Raw genomic sequence first — 21,569 nt, 5'->3', positions numbered from 1 at the left:
TTTTCATCTAATATCGTATCATAAAATTATTATAATGAAGAAAAAGGTGATTATATGTTGCAAAAAGGAGAACAATTTCCAATATTTAAATTAGAAAATCAAGACGGAACTGTCATTACAAATGATACATTAAAAGGTAAAAAGGCGATTATATATTTTTATCCTAGAGATAATACACCTACTTGTACCACAGAAGCTTGTGACTTTAGAGACAATTTAGAAATGTTCAATGATTTAGATGTTGCAGTATATGGTATAAGCGGTGATTCAAAGAAAAAACACCAAAATTTTATTGAGAAACACGGATTGAATTTCGATTTATTAGTAGATGAAGATTTTAAATTAGCTAAAGAAACTGGCGTATATCAGTTAAAAAAATCATTTGGCAAAGAAAGTATGGGCATTGTAAGAACGACTTTTATAATAGATGAACAAGGTAAAGTATTAGATGTTATCGAGAAGGTTAAGGTTAAAACACAAATAGAAGAACTTAAAAACATTTTGGGGTGACATATATGAAAGTTGTTGGGTTAAATCGTATGCGTGAAGTTGAAACTGAATTACAACAACGCTTTTCAGATTTAGATTTTAAATTTTATAAAAAAGCATCAGAAATACCTGAGAGCGACTTGGCTGATTTAGATATATTAGTTGGTTATGATGGCGGTATCAATGAGGCATTTTTACGACGTTGCCCGAATTTAAAATGGATTGCATGGTTTGCAACGGGTGTAAATACATTGCCGTTAGATTATATTGCAGATCACGGCATACTTTTAACTAATGGAAAAGGTGTTCAAGCTAAACAATTATCTGAATACATTTTAGCTTTCATTTTAGATGATTATAAAAAGATGAAACTATCATATGATAACCAACGACAACATATATATGATTCGAAAATAACTGGTAAACGCCTATCAGGACAAACAGTTTTATTTTTAGGTACAGGTGCAATTGCTACTAGAACTGCGAAGTTAGCAAAGGCTTTTAATATGAATTTAATTGGTCTGAGCAAGTCAGGTCAGAACAAAGATGAGTTTGACGAGATATATACTATCGAATCACTTGAAAGCACATTACCAAATGCTGACATTATTATAAATGCTTTACCAGAAACGCAAGAAACGATTCATTTACTAAAGAAAAAACATTTTGAATTAATGAAAGATGAAGCACTTTTTATAAATATAGGACGAGGTAGCATAGTTAAAGAAGCGCTCTTAATAGAAGTATTAAAAAGTAAAGTTATTCGACATGCATATTTAGATGTGTTTGAAAATGAACCTTTGAAACCTAATCATGAATTATATGAATTGGATAATGTAACTATAACAGCGCATATAACTGGTAATGATTATGAAGCAAAGTATGACTTATTAGATATTTTTAAAAACAATCTAGTTAATTTTCTCAATAAGAATGGTCTAATTGAGAATGAAGTTGATGCTAAAAAAGGCTATTAAATGAAATCATCATGTAAATATTGACACGCGCGCAATACTACAGTTATATTTATAGTAAGTAATAATAATTATTATATAAGAAAGATGGTGATATAGATGAGTGTTGAAATAGAATCAATTGAACATGAACTAGAAGAATCAATTGCATCATTGCGACAAGCAGGCGTAAGAATTACACCTCAAAGACAAGCAATATTACGTTATTTAATTTCTTCACATACTCATCCAACAGCTGATGAAATTTATCAAGCACTTTCACCTGATTTTCCAAATATAAGTGTTGCGACAATATATAATAACTTAAGAGTGTTTAAAGATATTGGAATTGTAAAAGAATTAACATATGGAGACTCATCAAGTCGATTCGACTTTAATACACATAATCATTATCATATTATATGTGAACAATGTGGTAAGATTGTTGATTTTCAATATCCACAGTTAAATGAAATTGAAAGATTAGCTCAGCATATGACTGACTTTGACGTAACACATCATCGAATGGAAATTTATGGAGTTTGTAAAGAATGCCAAGATAAATAATTTAACTTTGGTAGTATGACAAATTAAAAAAGCGTTAGCTTACTTCATATAAGTAAGCGTAATATTTAAGAAGTTAAACGACATGAAAGTTGTTTAACTTTTTTTTATGCTTATTCTGAAAAATATTTAAATTGAAGAAAAGAATATTCTAACTACGGAAGTGGTATTAACTAATAACTAGTATCCTTTATAAATAAACATAAAAATATTCAAACGAAGGTCTACTAAATAACTATCCATAAAGTGAGTATAAGTTTGTTTGTAAAACTGAAGTAAAAAGCATAAGGAATTACACTTTAAATACATATAGTACTTACGAATAGAAAATAATCCCTTCAACAGTAATTTTTAAACAAAAATAAGTGTTGTTTTATGTTGACTCTACTAGAATAACTTGATATTATATAAAAGTCGTCAAACGGCACTAATATTTAAAAAACAAATGTTTTAAGTTGTTGATTTAAAATATTAATAAAGTGTAAATTTGACTATTGAAATTCGAACAAATACATATTAAAATAATATTTGTTGAATTAATTGAGTTAGGAAATTTATTTTTTAGAAATAAAATAATTAAAAATAATTCTTGACTTACAAAAACTTACGAGTTATAATTAAATCTTGTAAGTGACAAACGAACATTGAAAACTGAATGACAATATGTCAACGTTAATTCCAAAAACGTAACTATAAGTTACAAACATTATTTAGTATTTATGAGCTAATCAAACATCATAATTTTTATGGAGAGTTTGATCCTGGCTCAGGATGAACGCTGGCGGCGTGCCTAATACATGCAAGTCGAGCGAACGGACGAGAAGCTTGCTTCTCTGATGTTAGCGGCGGACGGGTGAGTAACACGTGGATAACCTACCTATAAGACTGGGATAACTTCGGGAAACCGGAGCTAATACCGGATAATATTTTGAACCGCATGGTTCAAAAGTGAAAGACGGTCTTGCTGTCACTTATAGATGGATCCGCGCTGCATTAGCTAGTTGGTAAGGTAACGGCTTACCAAGGCAACGATGCATAGCCGACCTGAGAGGGTGATCGGCCACACTGGAACTGAGACACGGTCCAGACTCCTACGGGAGGCAGCAGTAGGGAATCTTCCGCAATGGGCGAAAGCCTGACGGAGCAACGCCGCGTGAGTGATGAAGGTCTTCGGATCGTAAAACTCTGTTATTAGGGAAGAACATATGTGTAAGTAACTGTGCACATCTTGACGGTACCTAATCAGAAAGCCACGGCTAACTACGTGCCAGCAGCCGCGGTAATACGTAGGTGGCAAGCGTTATCCGGAATTATTGGGCGTAAAGCGCGCGTAGGCGGTTTTTTAAGTCTGATGTGAAAGCCCACGGCTCAACCGTGGAGGGTCATTGGAAACTGGAAAACTTGAGTGCAGAAGAGGAAAGTGGAATTCCATGTGTAGCGGTGAAATGCGCAGAGATATGGAGGAACACCAGTGGCGAAGGCGACTTTCTGGTCTGTAACTGACGCTGATGTGCGAAAGCGTGGGGATCAAACAGGATTAGATACCCTGGTAGTCCACGCCGTAAACGATGAGTGCTAAGTGTTAGGGGGTTTCCGCCCCTTAGTGCTGCAGCTAACGCATTAAGCACTCCGCCTGGGGAGTACGACCGCAAGGTTGAAACTCAAAGGAATTGACGGGGACCCGCACAAGCGGTGGAGCATGTGGTTTAATTCGAAGCAACGCGAAGAACCTTACCAAATCTTGACATCCTTTGACAACTCTAGAGATAGAGCTTTCCCCTTCGGGGGACAAAGTGACAGGTGGTGCATGGTTGTCGTCAGCTCGTGTCGTGAGATGTTGGGTTAAGTCCCGCAACGAGCGCAACCCTTAAGCTTAGTTGCCATCATTAAGTTGGGCACTCTAAGTTGACTGCCGGTGACAAACCGGAGGAAGGTGGGGATGACGTCAAATCATCATGCCCCTTATGATTTGGGCTACACACGTGCTACAATGGACAATACAAAGGGCAGCGAAACCGTGAGGTCAAGCAAATCCCATAAAGTTGTTCTCAGTTCGGATTGTAGTCTGCAACTCGACTACATGAAGCTGGAATCGCTAGTAATCGTAGATCAGCATGCTACGGTGAATACGTTCCCGGGTCTTGTACACACCGCCCGTCACACCACGAGAGTTTGTAACACCCGAAGCCGGTGGAGTAACCTTTTAGGAGCTAGCCGTCGAAGGTGGGACAAATGATTGGGGTGAAGTCGTAACAAGGTAGCCGTATCGGAAGGTGCGGCTGGATCACCTCCTTTCTAAGGATATATTCGGAACATCTTCTTCAGAAGATGCGGAATAACGTGACATATTGTATTCAGTTTTGAATGTTTGTTCATTCAAATTAATGGGCCTATAGCTCAGCTGGTTAGAGCGCACGCCTGATAAGCGTGAGGTCGGTGGTTCGAGTCCACTTAGGCCCACCATTAATTTAATACCTATTTGGGGGCTTAGCTCAGCTGGGAGAGCGCCTGCTTTGCACGCAGGAGGTCAGCGGTTCGATCCCGCTAGTCTCCACCATTATTTGTACATTGAAAACTAGATAAGTAAGTAAAATATAGATTTTACCAAGCAAAACCGAGTGAATAAAGAGTTTTAAATAAGCTTGAATTCATAAGAAATAATCGCTAGTGTTCGAAAGAACACTCACAAGATTAATAACGCGTTTAAATCTTTTTATAAAAGAACGTAACTTCATGTTAACGTTTGACTTATAAAAATGGTGGAAACATAGATTAAGTTATTAAGGGCGCACGGTGGATGCCTTGGCACTAGAAGCCGATGAAGGACGTTACTAACGACGATATGCTTTGGGGAGCTGTAAGTAAGCTTTGATCCAGAGATTTCCGAATGGGGAAACCCAGCATGAGTTATGTCATGTTATCGATATGTGAATACATAGCATATCAGAAGGCACACCCGGAGAACTGAAACATCTTAGTACCCGGAGGAAGAGAAAGAAAATTCGATTCCCTTAGTAGCGGCGAGCGAAACGGGAAGAGCCCAAACCAACAAGCTTGCTTGTTGGGGTTGTAGGACACTCTATACGGAGTTACAAAGGACGACATTAGACGAATCATCTGGAAAGATGAATCAAAGAAGGTAATAATCCTGTAGTCGAAAATGTTGTCTCTCTTGAGTGGATCCTGAGTACGACGGAACACGTGAAATTCCGTCGGAATCTGGGAGGACCATCTCCTAAGGCTAAATACTCTCTAGTGACCGATAGTGAACCAGTACCGTGAGGGAAAGGTGAAAAGCACCCCGGAAGGGGAGTGAAATAGAACCTGAAACCGTGTGCTTACAAGTAGTCAGAGCCCGTTAATGGGTGATGGCGTGCCTTTTGTAGAATGAACCGGCGAGTTACGATTTGATGCAAGGTTAAGCAGTAAATGTGGAGCCGTAGCGAAAGCGAGTCTGAATAGGGCGTTTAGTATTTGGTCGTAGACCCGAAACCAGGTGATCTACCCTTGGTCAGGTTGAAGTTCAGGTAACACTGAATGGAGGACCGAACCGACTTACGTTGAAAAGTGAGCGGATGAACTGAGGGTAGCGGAGAAATTCCAATCGAACCTGGAGATAGCTGGTTCTCTCCGAAATAGCTTTAGGGCTAGCCTCAAGTGATGATTATTGGAGGTAGAGCACTGTTTGGACGAGGGGCCCCTCTCGGGTTACCGAATTCAGACAAACTCCGAATGCCAATTAATTTAACTTGGGAGTCAGAACATGGGTGATAAGGTCCGTGTTCGAAAGGGAAACAGCCCAGACCACCAGCTAAGGTCCCAAAATATATGTTAAGTGGAAAAGGATGTGGCGTTGCCCAGACAACTAGGATGTTGGCTTAGAAGCAGCCATCATTTAAAGAGTGCGTAATAGCTCACTAGTCGAGTGACACTGCGCCGAAAATGTACCGGGGCTAAACATATTACCGAAGCTGTGGATTGTCCTTTGGACAATGGTAGGAGAGCGTTCTAAGGGCGTTGAAGCATGATCGTAAGGACATGTGGAGCGCTTAGAAGTGAGAATGCCGGTGTGAGTAGCGAAAGACGGGTGAGAATCCCGTCCACCGATTGACTAAGGTTTCCAGAGGAAGGCTCGTCCGCTCTGGGTTAGTCGGGTCCTAAGCTGAGGCCGACAGGCGTAGGCGATGGATAACAGGTTGATATTCCTGTACCACCTATAATCGTTTTAATCGATGGGGGGACGCAGTAGGATAGGCGAAGCGTGCGATTGGATTGCACGTCTAAGCAGTAAGGCTGAGTATTAGGCAAATCCGGTACTCGTTAAGGCTGAGCTGTGATGGGGAGAAGACATTGTGTCTTCGAGTCGTTGATTTCACACTGCCGAGAAAAGCCTCTAGATAGAAAATAGGTGCCCGTACCGCAAACCGACACAGGTAGTCAAGATGAGAATTCTAAGGTGAGCGAGCGAACTCTCGTTAAGGAACTCGGCAAAATGACCCCGTAACTTCGGGAGAAGGGGTGCTCTTTAGGGTTAACGCCCAGAAGAGCCGCAGTGAATAGGCCCAAGCGACTGTTTATCAAAAACACAGGTCTCTGCTAAACCGTAAGGTGATGTATAGGGGCTGACGCCTGCCCGGTGCTGGAAGGTTAAGAGGAGTGGTTAGCTTCTGCGAAGCTACGAATCGAAGCCCCAGTAAACGGCGGCCGTAACTATAACGGTCCTAAGGTAGCGAAATTCCTTGTCGGGTAAGTTCCGACCCGCACGAAAGGCGTAACGATTTGGGCACTGTCTCAACGAGAGACTCGGTGAAATCATAGTACCTGTGAAGATGCAGGTTACCCGCGACAGGACGGAAAGACCCCGTGGAGCTTTACTGTAGCCTGATATTGAAATTCGGCACAGCTTGTACAGGATAGGTAGGAGCCTTTGAAACGTGAGCGCTAGCTTACGTGGAGGCGCTGGTGGGATACTACCCTAGCTGTGTTGGCTTTCTAACCCGCACCACTTATCGTGGTGGGAGACAGTGTCAGGCGGGCAGTTTGACTGGGGCGGTCGCCTCCTAAAAGGTAACGGAGGCGCTCAAAGGTTCCCTCAGAATGGTTGGAAATCATTCATAGAGTGTAAAGGCATAAGGGAGCTTGACTGCGAGACCTACAAGTCGAGCAGGGTCGAAAGACGGACTTAGTGATCCGGTGGTTCCGCATGGAAGGGCCATCGCTCAACGGATAAAAGCTACCCCGGGGATAACAGGCTTATCTCCCCCAAGAGTTCACATCGACGGGGAGGTTTGGCACCTCGATGTCGGCTCATCGCATCCTGGGGCTGTAGTCGGTCCCAAGGGTTGGGCTGTTCGCCCATTAAAGCGGTACGCGAGCTGGGTTCAGAACGTCGTGAGACAGTTCGGTCCCTATCCGTCGTGGGCGTAGGAAATTTGAGAGGAGCTGTCCTTAGTACGAGAGGACCGGGATGGACATACCTCTGGTGTACCAGTTGTCGTGCCAACGGCATAGCTGGGTAGCTATGTGTGGACGGGATAAGTGCTGAAAGCATCTAAGCATGAAGCCCCCCTCAAGATGAGATTTCCCAACTTCGGTTATAAGATCCCTCAAAGATGATGAGGTTAATAGGTTCGAGGTGGAAGCATGGTGACATGTGGAGCTGACGAATACTAATCGATCGAAGACTTAATCAAAATAAATGTTTTGCGAAGCAAAATCACTTTTACTTACTATCTAGTTTTGAATGTATAAATTACATTCATATGTCTGGTGACTATAGCAAGGAGGTCACACCTGTTCCCATGCCGAACACAGAAGTTAAGCTCCTTAGCGTCGATGGTAGTCGAACTTACGTTCCGCTAGAGTAGAACGTTGCCAGGCAGTTTTAAATCGGAGAATTAGCTCAGCTGGGAGAGCATCTGCCTTACAAGCAGAGGGTCGGCGGTTCGAACCCGTCATTCTCCACCATTTATTCTTACATATTGCCGGCCTAGCTCAATTGGTAGAGCAACTGACTTGTAATCAGTAGGTTGGGGGTTCAAGTCCTCTGGCCGGCACCATGGAAGAGCCATTAGCTCAGTTGGTAGAGCATCTGACTTTTAATCAGAGGGTCAGAGGTTCGAATCCTCTATGGCTCACCATTTGCGGGTGTGGCGGAATTGGCAGACGCACTAGACTTAGGATCTAGCGCCTTACGGCGTGGGGGTTCGACTCCCTTCACCCGCATATGCAGAAGTAGTTCAGCGGTAGAATACAACCTTGCCAAGGTTGGGGTCGCGGGTTCGAATCCCGTCTTCTGCTCCATTTTTATAGTGCCGGGGTGGCGGAACTGGCAGACGCACAGGACTTAAAATCCTGCGGTGAGTGATCACCGTACCGGTTCGATTCCGGTCCTCGGCACCATTTTCAATAAAAACATATGCGCCCGTAGCTCAATTGGATAGAGCGTTTGACTACGGATCAAGAGGTTATGGGTTCGACTCCTATCGGGCGCGTTAATTATACGGGAAGTAGCTCAGCTTGGTAGAGCACTTGGTTTGGGACCAAGGGGTCGCAGGTTCGAATCCTGTCTTCCCGATATACTGTAATTATTATGGGGGCTTAGCTCAGCTGGGAGAGCGCCTGCTTTGCACGCAGGAGGTCAGCGGTTCGATCCCGCTAGTCTCCACCATATTATTTACAAACTATATAAGGCGGTGTAGCTCAGCTGGCTAGAGCGTACGGTTCATACCCGTGAGGTCGGGGGTTCGATCCCCTCCACCGCCACTATTTATTAGTTGTAAAATTATATTTAGGACCTTTAGCTCAGTTGGTTAGAGCTAACGGCTCATAACCGTTCGGTCGCAGGTTCGAGTCCTGCAAGGTCCATATAATTTTGGAGGAATACCCAAGTCCGGCTGAAGGGATCGGTCTTGAAAACCGACAGGGGCTTAACGGCTCGCGGGGGTTCGAATCCCTCTTCCTCCGTTTTACTAATGGTCTCGTAGTGTAGCGGTTAACACGCCTGCCTGTCACGCAGGAGATCGCGGGTTCGATTCCCGTCGAGACCGCCATTTAATTTTATAATTAATAGCGATTTACCTATAATAATGGAGGAATACCCAAGTCCGGCTGAAGGGATCGGTCTTGAAAACCGACAGGGCCTTAACGGGCCGCGGGGGTTCGAATCCCTCTTCCTCCGCCATTATTTTTTATTATCGCGGGATGGAGCAGTTCGGTAGCTCGTCGGGCTCATAACCCGAAGGTCGGTGGTTCAAATCCGCCTCCCGCAATATTTTATAGGTCTCGTAGTGTAGCGGTTAACACGCCTGCCTGTCACGCAGGAGATCGCGGGTTCGATTCCCGTCGAGACCGCCATCATTACATTTTTATTATGGTTCAGTAGCTCAGTTGGTAGAGCAATGGATTGAAGCTCCATGTGTCGGCAGTTCGACTCTGTCCTGAACCATTTCTTAGCCGGCCTAGCTCAATTGGTAGAGCAACTGACTTGTAATCAGTAGGTTGGGGGTTCAAGTCCTCTGGCCGGCACCATTTATGGAGGGGTAGCGAAGTGGCTAAACGCGGCGGACTGTAAATCCGCTCCTTCGGGTTCGGCAGTTCGAATCTGCCCCCCTCCATTTATTATTTTTAATAGGGGCATAGTTCAACGGTAGAATAGAGGTCTCCAAAACCTTTGGTGTGGGTTCGATTCCTACTGCCCCTGCCATGGCGGCTGTGGTGAAGTGGTTAACACATCGGATTGTGGTTCCGACATTCGAGGGTTCGATCCCCTTCAGCCGCCCTTATTATTAATGGGCTATAGCCAAGCGGTAAGGCAACGGACTTTGACTCCGTCACTCGTTGGTTCGAATCCAGCTAGCCCAGTTATTGGCGGCATAGCCAAGTGGTAAGGCAGAGGTCTGCAAAACCTTTATCACCGGTTCAAATCCGGTTGCCGCCTCCAGGTTTATGCGGGAGTAGTTCAACTTTTAGAACACGTTCCTTCCCGGAACGAGGTATAGGTGCAAATCCTATCTTCCGCTCCATAATTTAATAATAATGCGGGAGTATTTCAACTCTTAGAATACATTCCTTCCTGGAATGAGGTATAGGTGTAAATCCTATCTTCCGCTCCATAATTTAATATTTGCGGGAGTAGTTCAACTTTTAGAACACGTTCCTTCCCGGAACGAGGTATAGGTGTAAATCCTATCTTCCGCTCCATAATTGCTTCCAAAGGGAAGTTTTTTGTTTACCATTAAGCCGGTGTGGCGGAATTGGCAGACGCGCGGGACTCAAAATCCCGTTCCACTTGTGGAGTGTCGGTTCGACCCCGACCACCGGTATAATTAACTGTTATTTACATAACATAACGTATTAGAAACCTTGTAAAACAAGGTTTCTTTTTATTTCTCTCTATACAATACAAATAAAAGTGGACTCAAATGGCACACGCTTTAATAGACTCTATGTCAAATTGTAATGATGAGTTCAATATTGGAAGTTAAGCAACTATGCATTGTTTAACGGTTCTCCACCAAATGTGGTGGGTATATAATTTAAAGAACTATTTTTAAAATACAACTTTTAGAGTTTTTATTATTAGGCGGCCAGTCCATTATTGGGCTTGGTTGTCTTCTTTTTTTCTCCTTTGTACAAGCTGAAAATCATCATTATACGTGCTTTAAAGTTGTTGAAATTTCTGTAACCAAAAGAAATTCACTTGATTAATTTTATCTTATTATTAATTCCTTCTATAGCACCATTATTAAATGCTGGGTAATAAATTGTATTTCTTAACATCCTTTGATGTTTTCTATAATATTTAACCACTTTCCATACACCCTTACTCACAGACTTTTTACTAACTGAATTTAAACGATTAATAAATTTAGGCCAATTACATAACCTTAGGTCTTTTCGTAATCCTTGGACAAGTTCGTAGGAGTGTCGTAGTATATCGTCTTTTGAAAGCATGAATTCTACAATGTCAGATGAGCGTTTATAAGCCTTAAAAGATTTATTCCATCTGTATTTACTAAATATGGTTTTACTAGTATCCATCAATAGGACTTTCCAGTTATTCTTAAAAATTGTATAATCAGGTCCTTTTTTATTACGGTATTCATTCATAACTTGTACACGATACTTATTAAGTTCTCTATTTAAATGTTGAACGATATGGAATCTGTCAAAAATAATAGCTGCATTAGGAAATAGGTCGCGAAATAATCGGACATAGGGTTCATACATGTCAATAGTAACCGTCTTAACTTGTTGTCGATTTTTTAAATCGAATCGCTCGAAATAGGCACGCAAGAATCTTGTAGTTCTATTTTCTAAAATATCTATAACATCATGAGTATCATTATCTATAAAAATGAAACTCATTGATCCAGTTACATTTTTAACGCTTTTAAATTCATCCATAGCGATGTGTTCTGGCAAACAATTAAAGGGTTTAATTCGTAATGAATTAGCCGCTTTAGTTCTAATACGACTTACAGTAGATGGAGAGATACAGTTATCTTCTGCAGTATCAATCTCTGTTTTAACTTTAGTAGCTTCTTCTATAACTTTTTGAGTAACACATCTTGAGATAAAACACGACTCATCAACAATTGACGTTTTAGCAGTAAAAGTGCCATTGCATTCTAAGCATTTAAAACGTTGTTTAGCTAAGTTGAGGTATGTGTTATACCCTTGAGTTTTAAGTAAAGTAATACGAGAAACACGCTTACCATGTTTATGAATTTGTCCTTCATTTTTAACTCCACAACAATAACAGGCCGAAGGCTTATACGTTAGTACAGCATTAACCACTGTTGCTTTTTTCCTTTGATAATGACGTCAATTTCTTGGTTTATATATTTTATATTTTCATCTTTTATTCTTAGTAATTCTAAGGTATCATTACACATAGGCGCACTTGTCTCCTTTAGTTTGGGTTTGGTCACTTTAAATTATAGAGGCAATTGCGCTTTTTGTGTATTAAAAAAAGCAGGAAGTTTTACCTTCCCACCATAAAAGATGAAGAACCTGTTTAACTTCTTTTTTTGGTATTACATTAATGATAATGATTATATTATCTGGGGTTATATATTTGTTTCAACTTTTCTAATAATATATTTGTAAAAGTGCTATTTTATTGTGCTTTATACCAAGTCGATTCAATTTATCTATCTTAATAGTAATATGGCTATTTTAATATTTACAATTTATTACATTATTAGTCACAGGATGTAATTAGTAGTATTTTAAAATTAACATGACATTGATTAGTGAGTAGATTGTTTAAATTTGCTTTATTCAATTTGTGGATTGTTATATTTAGATTAAATTAGCCAACTAATCATTGTTAAAGTTAATTTTCTATAATATGATGAGTTTAATGTTCAAATTGGAGGTCGTTTATGAGTAACGCAAATAATGCTGATAATAAACAGTTTTTCAGTAAGATTTTAAATTCTATTGGTGCTGGTGTTGTTATTGCACTTGTTCCGAATGCTTTATTAGGTGAAGTATTAAAAATATTTAAAAGTGGTAATGAAATTTTAGAATTAACGTATCAGTTAGTGATACTAATTCAATCATTTATGGCATTTATTATTGGGGTTTTAGCTGCTCATCAATTTAAATTTAATGGTGCAGGTGCTGCTATAGTAGGTACATCAGCTATGATTGGTTCAGGTGCTGTTGTATATAGCAATAATAGTTTTATGTTAAAAGGTATAGGTGACATTATAAATACGAGTTTGGTTGTTATTATTGCATGTCTTATATATATGGTATTACAAAACAAACTTGGATCTTTTGAATTAATTATATTACCAGTTTTAGTACCTATCGTTAGTGGGGGTATCGGTCTAATCACATTACCTTACATTCGAAAAATTACTCAAGCAATTGGAAATGTAATTCATTCTTTTACAGACTTAAATCCGTTGTTAATGTCTATACTTATTAGTGTGGCATTTTCATTATTAATGGTAACACCAATATCGTTAGTAGCGATTGCAACTGCGATTAGTTTAAACGGACTAGGAAGTGGAGCAGCAAACCTAGGTATAGTGGCTGCCTGTGTTACTTTCTTATTTGGCTCATTGCGTGTCAATTCTATTGGTGTAAATGCAGTTTTACTCATAGGAGCTGCAAAAATGATGATCCCAGTTTACTTGAAAAATTTAATTATTTCGATACCATTGACTATAAATGGAATAATTACTGGAATCATTGCTTACGTTCTTCAGGTTAAAGGAACACCATTGTCTGCTGGATTTGGATATACAGGATTAGTTGGCCCAATAAATGCATTTAACCGAATGTCAGGTGATCCAACAATGAATATTATTTTATTAGCACTTGGTTATTTTGTCATACCATTTGTATCGGCATTTATTGTTCATGAATTGTGTAAAAAATTCATTCCTATATATTCTAATGATATTTATAAATTTGAAGTTCCAAAACAATAATTTATAGCTTGATGACAAGAATAAGTTTTAATATATGATAAATATAGGCGTTACTGTCAATAAGATATTGATAGTAGCGCTTTTTTGATTGATTTTAAAATGTGAGATTTGTTCACGTATAATAGCGGATTTTTTATGTACAGTCTTTTAAAAAGAAGCTTTTCTTTATATTGATAAAAATACATTTATAAAACACTATTGCATCAAAATGTATTAATATGTATAATTATGAATATTAATTAGGGAGGGCTGTATAAATGAAGTGTTTAATTAGGTTTATATTAGTATTAGGGTTGTTAATTAGCAGTGCTATGGTGTATATCAATCCCACAGCACATGCTGAACAAGATCAAACATGGGAGAAGATTAAAGAACGCGGTGAACTTAGAGTGGGTCTTTCTGCAGATTATGCACCAATGGAATTTGAGCATACAGTTAATGGTAAGACTGAGTATGCAGGTGTAGATATTGATTTAGCTAAAAAAATTGCGAAAGATAATAATTTAAAATTAAAAATCGTCAATATGTCATTTGATAGTTTGTTAGGAGCTCTTAAAACTGGAAAAATTGATATTATTATTTCCGGAATGACTTCAACGCCTGAACGTAAGAAGCAAGTTGATTTTTCAGATTCATATATGATGACTAAAAATATCATGCTTGTAAAGAAAGATAAAGTTAATGAATATAAAGATATCAAAGACTTTAATAATAAAAAAGTAGGGGCACAAAAGGGAACTGAACAAGAAAAAATCGCTCAAACCGAAATTGAAAATGCATCTATTACTTCATTAAGCCGTTTACCAGACGTTATATTAGCATTGAAAAGTGGAAAGGTTGAAGGTGCTGTAGTTGAAAAACCTGTAGCAGAAGCATATTTAAAACAAAATCCTAAATTAGGAATTTCCAATGTGAAATTTAATGAAGAAGAAAAAGATACAGTGATAGCAGTGCCAAAAGATTCACCAAAATTATTGTCACAAATTAATAAAACGATTAAGGAGGTTAAAGATAAAGGATTAATCGATAAATATATGACTAATGCTGCAAATGCGATGAATGATGACAGTGGTTTTATTTCTAAGTATGGTAGTTTTTTCTTGAAAGGAATTAAGATTACAATATTAATTTCACTTATCGGTGTTGCATTAGGTTCTATTTTAGGTGCATTCGTTGCGTTAATGAAATTAAGTAAAATAAAAATTATTTCATGGATTGCTTCTATCTATATCGAAATATTAAGAGGAACACCAATGTTAGTTCAAGTATTTATCGTATTCTTTGGTATAACTGCTGCATTAGGACTAGACATTTCAGCTCTTGTTTGTGGAACAATTGCATTAGTTATTAATTCCTCAGCTTACATTGCTGAAATTATTCGTGCAGGTATAAATGCTGTTGATAAAGGCCAAATGGAAGCCGCACGTAGTCTAGGTTTGAATTATAGACAAACGATGAAAAGTGTAATTATGCCACAAGCAATTAAAAATATTTTACCAGCTTTAGGTAATGAATTTGTCACTTTAATTAAAGAATCATCTATTGTGTCAACAATTGGAGTTGGCGAAATTATGTTTAATGCACAAGTGGTTCAAGGTATTTCATTTGACCCATTCACACCATTAATAGTGGCAGCAGCATTATACTTTGTCTTAACATTTGTACTTACACGCATTATGAACATGATTGAAGGGAGATTGAATGCCAGTGATTAAAATAAACAATCTTAATAAAGTTTTTGGAGATAATGAAGTTTTAAAAGATATCAATCTTGAAATCAATCAAGGGGAAGTAGTAGCAATAATAGGTCCATCTGGTAGTGGTAAAAGTACATTGTTAAGATGTATGAATTTATTAGAAGTACCTACTAAAGGTCAAGTGATTTTTGAAGGCAATGACTTAACGGAAAAAGGGACACAAGTAGATAAACTACGTCAAAAAATGGGTATGGTATTTCAAAACTTCAACCTATTTCCACATAAAAAAGTTGTCGATAATATTATTTTAGCTCCTAAATTATTAAAGAAAGATAATAACGATGAATTACATAAGGAAGCATTGTCGTTATTAGATAAAGTGGGATTAAAAGAAAAAGCAGATGTATATCCGAATCAATTATCAGGTGGTCAAAAACAAAGGGTAGCAATTGCAAGAGCTTTAGCAATGCATCCAGATGTTATTTTATTCGATGAACCAACTTCAGCATTAGATCCTGAGGTAGTTGGTGATGTATTAAAAGTAATGAAAGACCTAGCCAAAGAAGGTATGACCATGGTGGTTGTGACACATGAAATGGGATTTGCCAAAGATGTAAGTGACAAAGTCATATTTATGGCAGATGGCGTTGTCGTAGAGTCAGGCACACCAGTCGAAATATTTGAACAACCGCAACATGAAAGAACACAAAATTTCTTAGCAAGAGTATTATAACAACCTAACGAAGCTTGAATATATGATACGCACCACAAAGTTATATCATATATTCAAGCTTTTTATTATTAAAATTATGTGAAATGAAACCTCAATATGAATAATGGTTGTGTTAAAATAACATAGTATTATTTTATGGGGGGCATACGATTGGATACAAAGCAATTAAAGCAAGATATCATTGACTATGCATATACAATTGGTATCGACAGTATTGGATTTACTACTGCCGATCCCTTTGATGAATTGAAGCAAAAGCTAGAAGCATATCATGCAAATGGTTATGCCTCAGGATTTGAAGAATCTGATATTGCTTTACGAACGGAGCCTAAATTATCCTTACCAACAGCAAGGTCAATCATAGCAATTGCAGTTGGTTATCCTAACAAACTGAAAGGTGCACCTAAGAGTGTTAGAGGTGATCGCAGAGGCTTATTTGCTAGAGCATCGTGGGGTCAAGATTATCATACAATTATGCGTAAACGATTAGACATGTTAGCTGCATTTATTGAATCTAAAGTTCCAGATGTTGAAATCAAATCTATGGTAGATACGGGTGTATTATCAGATAGGGCAGTAGCAGAACGTGCAGGTTTAGGATTTGTTGGTCGTAATGGCTTTGTCATCAATCCTAAACTAGGAACATGGACATACCTCGGTGAAATGTTAGTCAGTATACCTTTTGAACCTGATGATCCATTATTAGATAGCTGTGGTGATTGTACAATTTGTGTTGATCGTTGTCCAACAAGTGCATTAGTTGGAAATGGCCAATTAAATAGTCAGAAATGCATTAGTTTTTTAACGCAAACAAAAGGCTATATGCCTGACCAATATCGTTATAAAATTGGGAATAGATTATATGGTTGCGATACGTGTCAACAAGTTTGTCCGAAAAATAGAGGTATTAATACCGAACAAGATGACATCATTTTGGAACCAGAAATTTTAAAGCCAAGATTAGTACCTTTACTACGTATGTCTAATAAAGAATTCAAACAAACATATGGTCACCTTGCAGGTGCTTGGCGTGGTAAAAAGCCGATACAACGAAATGCTATTTTAGCATTGGCGCATTTTAATGAAGTGGATGCAATTCCAGAATTGAAAAAAGTTGCAACAACAGATGAAAGACCGTTGATTCGAGCAACTGCTTATTGGGCCATTGGTCAAATTCTTGGGGAAGAAGCAAGAGATTTTATCAATGCTAATTATGATCAAGAGGATGCAGAAGTTCAGAATGAAATGATAAAAGGATTAGACACAAGGAGAGAATAGTAATATGACAAATCATATCGTTTTATATCAACCAGAAATCCCAGCTAATACTGGTAACATTGCACGTACGTGTGCAGGTACAAACACACATTTACATTTAATTAAACCTCTTGGATTTAGAACTGATGATAAAATGTTAAAAAGAGCCGGTTTAGATTATTGGGAATTTGTGAATATTACGTATCATGATAGTATTGAAGCATTTTTTGAAGTCACAAATGGCGAGTATTACTTATTAACAAAATTTGGTAAAAAGACTTATAGTGATTTTGATTTTTCAAATCATGACAAAGATTTTTACTTCATTTTTGGAAAAGAAACGACAGGATTACCAGACTGGGTGAAAGAGAAATATCAAGACACAGCGTTAAGAATTCCTATGAGTGAACATATTCGTTCATTAAATTTATCAAATACTGCTGCGTTGTTAATTTATGAAGCGTTACGTCAACAAGATTTTCCGGGATTGAATTAAAATTTACTCATTTTCATTATAAAAATGATGCTTAAGTGCTATATTTAGAGTATAAGCATGTTAAAGTTAAATGGTTTGATATATTGAAAGTTAGGGTATAATAATTATTAATATCGCCGTTTTTATGTAAAATGCAAACTAAGAGGAGTGTAGAAATCATGGCAATGAACTTTAAAGTCTTTGACAATAGTCAACTTGTAGCAGAATATGCTGCTGATATTATTAGAAAGCAATTTAACAATAATCCTACTACAATTGCAGGTTTTCATTTAGATACAGATCAAGCGCCAGTTCTAGATGAATTAAAGAAAAATGTTGAAAAACATGCTGTTGATTTTAGCCAAATAAATATTTTAGATTATGACGATAAAAAATCATATTTCGAAGCGTTAGGTGTACCAGCAGGTCAAGTTTATCCAATTGCTTATGAAAAAGATGCAATCGAATTAATCGCTGATAAGATTAAAACTAAAGAAAATAAAGGGAAATTAACATTACAAGTTGTTTCTATCGATGAGCAAGGTAAGTTAAATGTTAGTATTCGTCAAGGACTAATGGAAGCAAGAGAAATTTTCTTAGTAGTGACAGGTGCTAATAAACGAGATGTAGTTGAAAAATTATATCAAGAAAATGGTAAAACAAGCTTCGAACCAGCCGATTTAAAAGCACATAGAATGGTAAATGTTATTCTTGATAAAGAAGCGGCTGCAGGTTTACCTGAAGATGTTAAAGCTTACTTTACGTCACGCTTTGCTTAATTAAAAATCTGTGAGGTATTGATTATGTCTAAAGACAAAGATCCAAAATTAAATTATCATGAAGAAGAAAACAGTATGGTAACGGATTTTGAAGATTTAAAAGAATTAGGTAAAGAAATGGAACAAATCTCTGATCAAAATGATCAAGAAAAGAATTCTGAAGAAGACAGTCAGTAAAGTATTATAATTGTGTAATATTCAGTTATTTATCATGTAAATAATGTATAGTATAGAACATATATCAAATAGGATTGATTATCTTGAATATGAAGTTAGGTAGCATTTTGTTACCTAGCTTTTTTATTATATTCATAGAAGCTGACTTTCTGCTAGTTTCAGTGTTGGGGCTGTTTCCCCAACTTACATTGTTTGTAGAAATTGAGGATCCAATTTTTCTATGTTGTGGCCCCGCCAACTTGCATGTTATTTTAAGCTGACTTTCCACCAACTTCTGAGTTTGTGGCCCGTTTCCCTAATTTGCAATGTCTGTAGAAATTAGAAATCCGATCTCACTATTTTGGGGCCTCGCCAACTTGCATGTTATTTTAAGCTGACTTTCCACCAGTTTCTGAGTTTGTGGCCCGTTTCCCCAATTTGCAATGTCTGTAGAAATTGGGAATCCAATTCCACTATGTTGGAGCTCCACCAACTTGCATGAAATAGAAGCTGACATTCCGAAGCCTCTATGTTGTGGACTGCAGTCAACTACTGCCAATATAACTTTGTAAAGCATAAAACATTGATTTGTGTACCAGACATAGTAATATATCAAAAGTTCAATTTTAAATATTAAAACACCATTTAAACGGAATTGATAATTAATTACTCCAGACATAATTGAAAGAAGTCATCTATCAGTAATATTTTTAATGAAATCATTAAACCGCGTTTCTTAATATGCCAAGATTATGATATGCTATTGAAGAATGAAATTAGAGGAGATTTATATATTTATGTTAGGAAAATACTGGATTCAATTATTGATAGCAACAGTTATTATAAGTTTAATATCAATTAAAGCTTTTCCATTGGCAATTGGGGCATTATATTTACCTGTTATTTTCAAAGTAATAAAATTACAACTCAATTTATCAAAAGGATTAATTGATGATGTTAATGCGCAAACATTCATTAAAAGTAATCAATCAGGTATTGTAATCAGTGTAATTTGTTGTTTATTAATAACAGCAATATTGTATTATACACTTGATGGGTTTTATGCGAGTTTAACAGGAGTTTTAGGTACGCTTGTTGCTCTAAATCCATATACGACAATTGTTAGTGCTGTATTATATATACTTACAGCTATTGCTACGGTTGAAGCTACTAAAACAAAGTATCGTAATTAAACTTAGTTCAATAATAACTAAATAATGATAGATAACACACTAATCGTATGACCGTATCACTGTAATAAAGGGTGAACACGTGCGATTAGTGTATTTTTATTTCAAATTATGAAAACGTTTTAATCATAAATTGCTCAATTAAATTATTTAATGATATACTACAGTTAAATAAACAGTGATAAGGGGAGAAATTGAATGTCAGTAAGAATTGAACATGATACTTTTGGAGAAATAGAAGTACCTGCAGATAAATATTGGGGTGCTCAAACAGAAAGAAGTAAACGTAATTTCCCAGTTGGTAAAGAGCGTATGCCAATCGAAGTAGTTTATGGTTTTGCACAACTAAAGCGTGCAGCAGCAATAGCTAATTTTGATTTAGGAAAATTAAGCGAGGCAAAGAAAGATGCCATTGTATACGCATGTGATCAAATTTTATCAGGTGAATTAGATGAACACTTCCCACTAGTTGTATGGCAAACAGGAAGCGGTACACAAAGTAATATGAATGTGAACGAAGTAGTAAGTTATGTTGCTAATATGTATTTAAAAGATCATCAAAGTGATGAAAGTATCCACCCAAATGATGATGTAAATAAATCTCAAAGTTCGAATGATACATTCCCAACTGCTATGCACGTTGCATTATATCAAGAGGTTGAAACAAAATTAGAACCTGCATTAAAACTTTTAAGAAATACTTTGAAAGAAAAAGAAGATAAATTTGATTCAATTATTAAAATTGGTCGTACACATTTACAAGATGCAACGCCGATCAAACTAGGACAAGAGATTAGTGGCTGGCGTTATATGCTTGACCGTTGTGAAACAATGTTATCTGAATCTAAGAAGCACATTTTAAATCTTGCCATCGGTGGTACGGCTGTTGGTACTGGTATTAATGCGCATCCTGAATTTGGTGATAAAGTGGCACATTATATTTCAGAAAATACGGGTTATCCATTTGTATCTTCTGAAAATAAATTCCACGCACTTACAGCGCATGATGAAGTTGTTCAATTGCATGGAACATTGAAGGCATTAGCAGGAGACTTAATGAAAATTGCTAATGATGTGAGATGGTTGGCTTCAGGGCCACGAGCTGGTTTGGCAGAAATTTCTATCCCTGAAAATGAACCAGGTTCATCAATTATGCCTGGTAAAGTTAATCCTACACAATGTGAAATGTTAACAATGGTTGCAGTCCAAGTAATGGGTAATGATACAGTTGTTGGCTTCGCAAGTTCACAAGGTAACTTTGAATTGAATGTTTATAAACCAGTTATTATGCATAATACACTACAATCAATTTATCTTTTAGCTGATGGTATGGAAACATTTAATAACAATTGTGCAGTGGGCATTGAACCAATCGAAGAGAATATTGATAATTATTTAAATCAATCATTAATGTTAGTTACTGCATTAAATCCACATATTGGTTATGAAAAAGCAGCTCAAATTGCTAAGAAAGCCCATAAAGAAGGTTTAACTTTAAAAGAATCTGCAATTCAAACTGGATATGTTACAGAAGAACAATTTGAAGCATGGATTAAACCAGAAGATATGGTAGATCCTCATTAATTAAATATTAATATAAAATAAAGTTTGGGCATTACAGGTAGATGTAGTGTTCAAGCTTTATTTTTTGTCTATGTCAAATTGAACTTATAAGTCTGATTTGATATAGAGCCATGAAAAGGAAAAACTTTTCATGGAGTCCGTTTTATTATAGAACCTATTTTTTATATGATGAATTGTTGTACATGTATTGGCCAAACAACCTGTGATAAAAATCTTATGATGTCATGTATTGTCCATAG

At 37.3% G+C, this 21,569-nt stretch carries 12 protein-coding genes, 28 tRNA genes, 3 rRNA genes and 1 pseudogene; 43 read left to right on the top strand and 1 reads right to left on the bottom strand.

The window, feature by feature from the left end:
- Positions 1 to 54 precede the first annotated feature (54 nt).
- From bcp to AA076_RS09555, 34 genes are all read left to right on the top strand, one after another.
- Entirely contained in the window at positions 55 to 510 is a 456-nt protein-coding gene (bcp, locus tag AA076_RS09715; protein WP_000939521.1) for a thioredoxin-dependent thiol peroxidase, read from the top strand.
- Positions 511 to 515: 5 nt separating this feature from the next.
- Positions 516 to 1,466, top strand: coding sequence for a phosphoglycerate dehydrogenase (locus tag AA076_RS09710; protein ID WP_000869455.1), 951 nt, complete (start codon positions 516 to 518; stop codon positions 1,464 to 1,466).
- A 96-nt stretch (positions 1,467 to 1,562) separates the two neighbouring features.
- Positions 1,563 to 2,009 carry a peroxide-responsive transcriptional repressor PerR gene (perR, locus tag AA076_RS09705; protein ID WP_000110011.1) on the top strand — a complete coding sequence of 149 codons (447 nt, stop codon included), beginning with the start codon at positions 1,563 to 1,565 and terminating at the stop codon, positions 2,007 to 2,009.
- A 740-nt stretch (positions 2,010 to 2,749) separates the two neighbouring features.
- Positions 2,750 to 4,301, top strand: a 16S ribosomal RNA gene (locus AA076_RS09700).
- 91 nt (positions 4,302 to 4,392) lie between these two features.
- Positions 4,393 to 4,469: transfer RNA gene (locus tag AA076_RS09695), tRNA-Ile, on the top strand.
- An 18-nt stretch (positions 4,470 to 4,487) separates the two neighbouring features.
- A tRNA-Ala gene (locus AA076_RS09690) sits at positions 4,488 to 4,563 on the top strand.
- A gap of 213 nt (positions 4,564 to 4,776) precedes the next feature.
- A 23S ribosomal RNA gene (locus AA076_RS09685) occupies positions 4,777 to 7,699 on the top strand.
- Positions 7,700 to 7,771: 72 nt separating this feature from the next.
- Positions 7,772 to 7,886, top strand: a 5S ribosomal RNA gene (gene rrf / locus AA076_RS09680).
- The 16S, 23S and 5S rRNA genes sit together here with 28 tRNA genes alongside, the layout of an rRNA operon.
- Before the next feature lie 11 nt (positions 7,887 to 7,897).
- A tRNA-Val gene (locus AA076_RS09675) sits at positions 7,898 to 7,973 on the top strand.
- Between the two features lie 16 nt (positions 7,974 to 7,989).
- Positions 7,990 to 8,065, top strand: a tRNA-Thr gene (locus AA076_RS09670).
- Between the two features lie 5 nt (positions 8,066 to 8,070).
- Positions 8,071 to 8,146, top strand: a tRNA-Lys gene (locus AA076_RS09665).
- A 3-nt stretch (positions 8,147 to 8,149) separates the two neighbouring features.
- Positions 8,150 to 8,231 (top strand) — tRNA-Leu (locus tag AA076_RS09660).
- A gap of 3 nt (positions 8,232 to 8,234) precedes the next feature.
- Positions 8,235 to 8,309 (top strand) — tRNA-Gly (locus AA076_RS09655).
- 10 nt (positions 8,310 to 8,319) lie between these two features.
- A tRNA-Leu gene (locus AA076_RS09650) sits at positions 8,320 to 8,408 on the top strand.
- 18 nt (positions 8,409 to 8,426) lie between these two features.
- Positions 8,427 to 8,500: transfer RNA gene (locus AA076_RS09645), tRNA-Arg, on the top strand.
- A gap of 9 nt (positions 8,501 to 8,509) precedes the next feature.
- Positions 8,510 to 8,583: transfer RNA gene (locus AA076_RS09640), tRNA-Pro, on the top strand.
- A 17-nt stretch (positions 8,584 to 8,600) separates the two neighbouring features.
- A tRNA-Ala gene (locus tag AA076_RS09635) sits at positions 8,601 to 8,676 on the top strand.
- Between the two features lie 21 nt (positions 8,677 to 8,697).
- Positions 8,698 to 8,771 (top strand) — tRNA-Met (locus AA076_RS09630).
- A gap of 28 nt (positions 8,772 to 8,799) precedes the next feature.
- Positions 8,800 to 8,873, top strand: a tRNA-Ile gene (locus AA076_RS09625).
- 9 nt (positions 8,874 to 8,882) lie between these two features.
- Positions 8,883 to 8,972: transfer RNA gene (locus AA076_RS09620), tRNA-Ser, on the top strand.
- A gap of 10 nt (positions 8,973 to 8,982) precedes the next feature.
- Positions 8,983 to 9,058, top strand: a tRNA-Asp gene (locus tag AA076_RS09615).
- 38 nt (positions 9,059 to 9,096) lie between these two features.
- A tRNA-Ser gene (locus AA076_RS09610) sits at positions 9,097 to 9,189 on the top strand.
- A gap of 14 nt (positions 9,190 to 9,203) precedes the next feature.
- Positions 9,204 to 9,277, top strand: a tRNA-Met gene (locus AA076_RS09605).
- A gap of 9 nt (positions 9,278 to 9,286) precedes the next feature.
- Positions 9,287 to 9,362, top strand: a tRNA-Asp gene (locus tag AA076_RS09600).
- An 18-nt stretch (positions 9,363 to 9,380) separates the two neighbouring features.
- Positions 9,381 to 9,453 (top strand) — tRNA-Phe (locus AA076_RS09595).
- Positions 9,454 to 9,460: 7 nt separating this feature from the next.
- Positions 9,461 to 9,536 (top strand) — tRNA-Thr (locus AA076_RS09590).
- Between the two features lie 5 nt (positions 9,537 to 9,541).
- Positions 9,542 to 9,622 (top strand) — tRNA-Tyr (locus tag AA076_RS09585).
- A 15-nt stretch (positions 9,623 to 9,637) separates the two neighbouring features.
- Positions 9,638 to 9,711 (top strand) — tRNA-Trp (locus tag AA076_RS09580).
- A 2-nt stretch (positions 9,712 to 9,713) separates the two neighbouring features.
- Positions 9,714 to 9,786: transfer RNA gene (locus tag AA076_RS09575), tRNA-His, on the top strand.
- Between the two features lie 11 nt (positions 9,787 to 9,797).
- A tRNA-Gln gene (locus tag AA076_RS09570) sits at positions 9,798 to 9,869 on the top strand.
- Positions 9,870 to 9,874: 5 nt separating this feature from the next.
- Positions 9,875 to 9,948 (top strand) — tRNA-Cys (locus AA076_RS09565).
- A gap of 7 nt (positions 9,949 to 9,955) precedes the next feature.
- Positions 9,956 to 10,030 (top strand) — tRNA-Gly (locus tag AA076_RS09560).
- Between the two features lie 103 nt (positions 10,031 to 10,133).
- A tRNA-Gly gene (locus tag AA076_RS16020) sits at positions 10,134 to 10,208 on the top strand.
- 38 nt (positions 10,209 to 10,246) lie between these two features.
- A tRNA-Leu gene (locus AA076_RS09555) sits at positions 10,247 to 10,330 on the top strand.
- A gap of 256 nt (positions 10,331 to 10,586) precedes the next feature.
- Here AA076_RS09555 and AA076_RS09550 read toward each other — a convergent pair.
- Positions 10,587 to 11,905: pseudogene (locus tag AA076_RS09550) on the bottom strand (ISL3-like element IS1181 family transposase).
- Between the two features lie 492 nt (positions 11,906 to 12,397).
- Here AA076_RS09550 and AA076_RS09540 point away from each other — a divergent pair.
- From AA076_RS09540 to fumC, 9 genes are all read left to right on the top strand, one after another.
- Positions 12,398 to 13,459, top strand: a complete 1,062-nt coding sequence (locus tag AA076_RS09540; RefSeq protein ID WP_000063582.1) for a PTS sugar transporter subunit IIC — start codon at positions 12,398 to 12,400, stop codon at positions 13,457 to 13,459.
- Positions 13,460 to 13,716: 257 nt separating this feature from the next.
- A complete protein-coding gene (locus AA076_RS09535) occupies positions 13,717 to 15,174 on the top strand; it encodes an ABC transporter substrate-binding protein/permease (RefSeq protein WP_000649907.1) in 1,458 nt (485 codons plus the stop codon).
- Entirely contained in the window at positions 15,167 to 15,889 is a 723-nt protein-coding gene (locus AA076_RS09530; RefSeq protein ID WP_000590809.1) for an amino acid ABC transporter ATP-binding protein, read from the top strand. Before AA076_RS09535 ends, AA076_RS09530 begins: the two co-directional genes overlap by 8 nt.
- A 150-nt stretch (positions 15,890 to 16,039) precedes the next feature.
- Complete coding sequence (gene queG, locus AA076_RS09525) at positions 16,040 to 17,167, top strand: tRNA epoxyqueuosine(34) reductase QueG (RefSeq protein WP_000379978.1); 1,128 nt, start codon at positions 16,040 to 16,042, stop codon at positions 17,165 to 17,167.
- Positions 17,168 to 17,171: 4 nt separating this feature from the next.
- Positions 17,172 to 17,642 (top strand): tRNA (uridine(34)/cytosine(34)/5-carboxymethylaminomethyluridine(34)-2'-O)-methyltransferase TrmL, encoded by a 471-nt coding sequence (gene trmL, locus AA076_RS09520; RefSeq protein WP_000181398.1) that lies wholly within the window; start codon positions 17,172 to 17,174, stop codon positions 17,640 to 17,642.
- 158 nt (positions 17,643 to 17,800) lie between these two features.
- Positions 17,801 to 18,400 carry a 6-phosphogluconolactonase gene (locus AA076_RS09515; RefSeq protein ID WP_001251224.1) on the top strand — a complete coding sequence of 200 codons (600 nt, stop codon included), beginning with the start codon at positions 17,801 to 17,803 and terminating at the stop codon, positions 18,398 to 18,400.
- Between the two features lie 24 nt (positions 18,401 to 18,424).
- Positions 18,425 to 18,577: an SAS053 family DNA gyrase inhibitor gene (locus AA076_RS15265; RefSeq protein ID WP_000031108.1), complete on the top strand. Its 153-nt coding sequence runs from the start codon at positions 18,425 to 18,427 to the stop codon at positions 18,575 to 18,577.
- 776 nt (positions 18,578 to 19,353) lie between these two features.
- Positions 19,354 to 19,749, top strand: a complete 396-nt coding sequence (locus AA076_RS09500; protein ID WP_000901021.1) for a hypothetical protein — start codon at positions 19,354 to 19,356, stop codon at positions 19,747 to 19,749.
- 195 nt (positions 19,750 to 19,944) lie between these two features.
- Positions 19,945 to 21,330: a class II fumarate hydratase gene (gene fumC, locus AA076_RS09495; RefSeq protein WP_000116224.1), complete on the top strand. Its 1,386-nt coding sequence runs from the start codon at positions 19,945 to 19,947 to the stop codon at positions 21,328 to 21,330.
- The last annotated feature ends 239 nt before the right edge of the window (positions 21,331 to 21,569 follow it).

The sequence above is a fragment of the Staphylococcus aureus genome (assembly GCF_001027105.1).
GTDB classification, from domain to species: Bacteria; Bacillota; Bacilli; order Staphylococcales; family Staphylococcaceae; genus Staphylococcus; species Staphylococcus aureus.
The sequence above is the reverse complement of the archived record's forward strand: the minus strand, read 5'-3'. Positions and strand labels throughout refer to the sequence as shown.

Coding starts and splice junctions, on each gene's coding strand:
- bcp (WP_000939521.1), top strand. CDS start 55: ATGTTGCAAAAAGGAGAACAATTTCCAATATTTAAATTAGAAAATCAA.
- AA076_RS09710 (WP_000869455.1), top strand. CDS start 516: ATGAAAGTTGTTGGGTTAAATCGTATGCGTGAAGTTGAAACTGAATTA.
- perR (WP_000110011.1), top strand. CDS start 1,563: ATGAGTGTTGAAATAGAATCAATTGAACATGAACTAGAAGAATCAATT.
- AA076_RS09540 (WP_000063582.1), top strand. CDS start 12,398: ATGAGTAACGCAAATAATGCTGATAATAAACAGTTTTTCAGTAAGATT.
- AA076_RS09535 (WP_000649907.1), top strand. CDS start 13,717: ATGAAGTGTTTAATTAGGTTTATATTAGTATTAGGGTTGTTAATTAGC.
- trmL (WP_000181398.1), top strand. CDS start 17,172: ATGACAAATCATATCGTTTTATATCAACCAGAAATCCCAGCTAATACT.
- AA076_RS09515 (WP_001251224.1), top strand. CDS start 17,801: ATGGCAATGAACTTTAAAGTCTTTGACAATAGTCAACTTGTAGCAGAA.
- AA076_RS15265 (WP_000031108.1), top strand. CDS start 18,425: ATGTCTAAAGACAAAGATCCAAAATTAAATTATCATGAAGAAGAAAAC.
- AA076_RS09500 (WP_000901021.1), top strand. CDS start 19,354: ATGTTAGGAAAATACTGGATTCAATTATTGATAGCAACAGTTATTATA.
- fumC (WP_000116224.1), top strand. CDS start 19,945: ATGTCAGTAAGAATTGAACATGATACTTTTGGAGAAATAGAAGTACCT.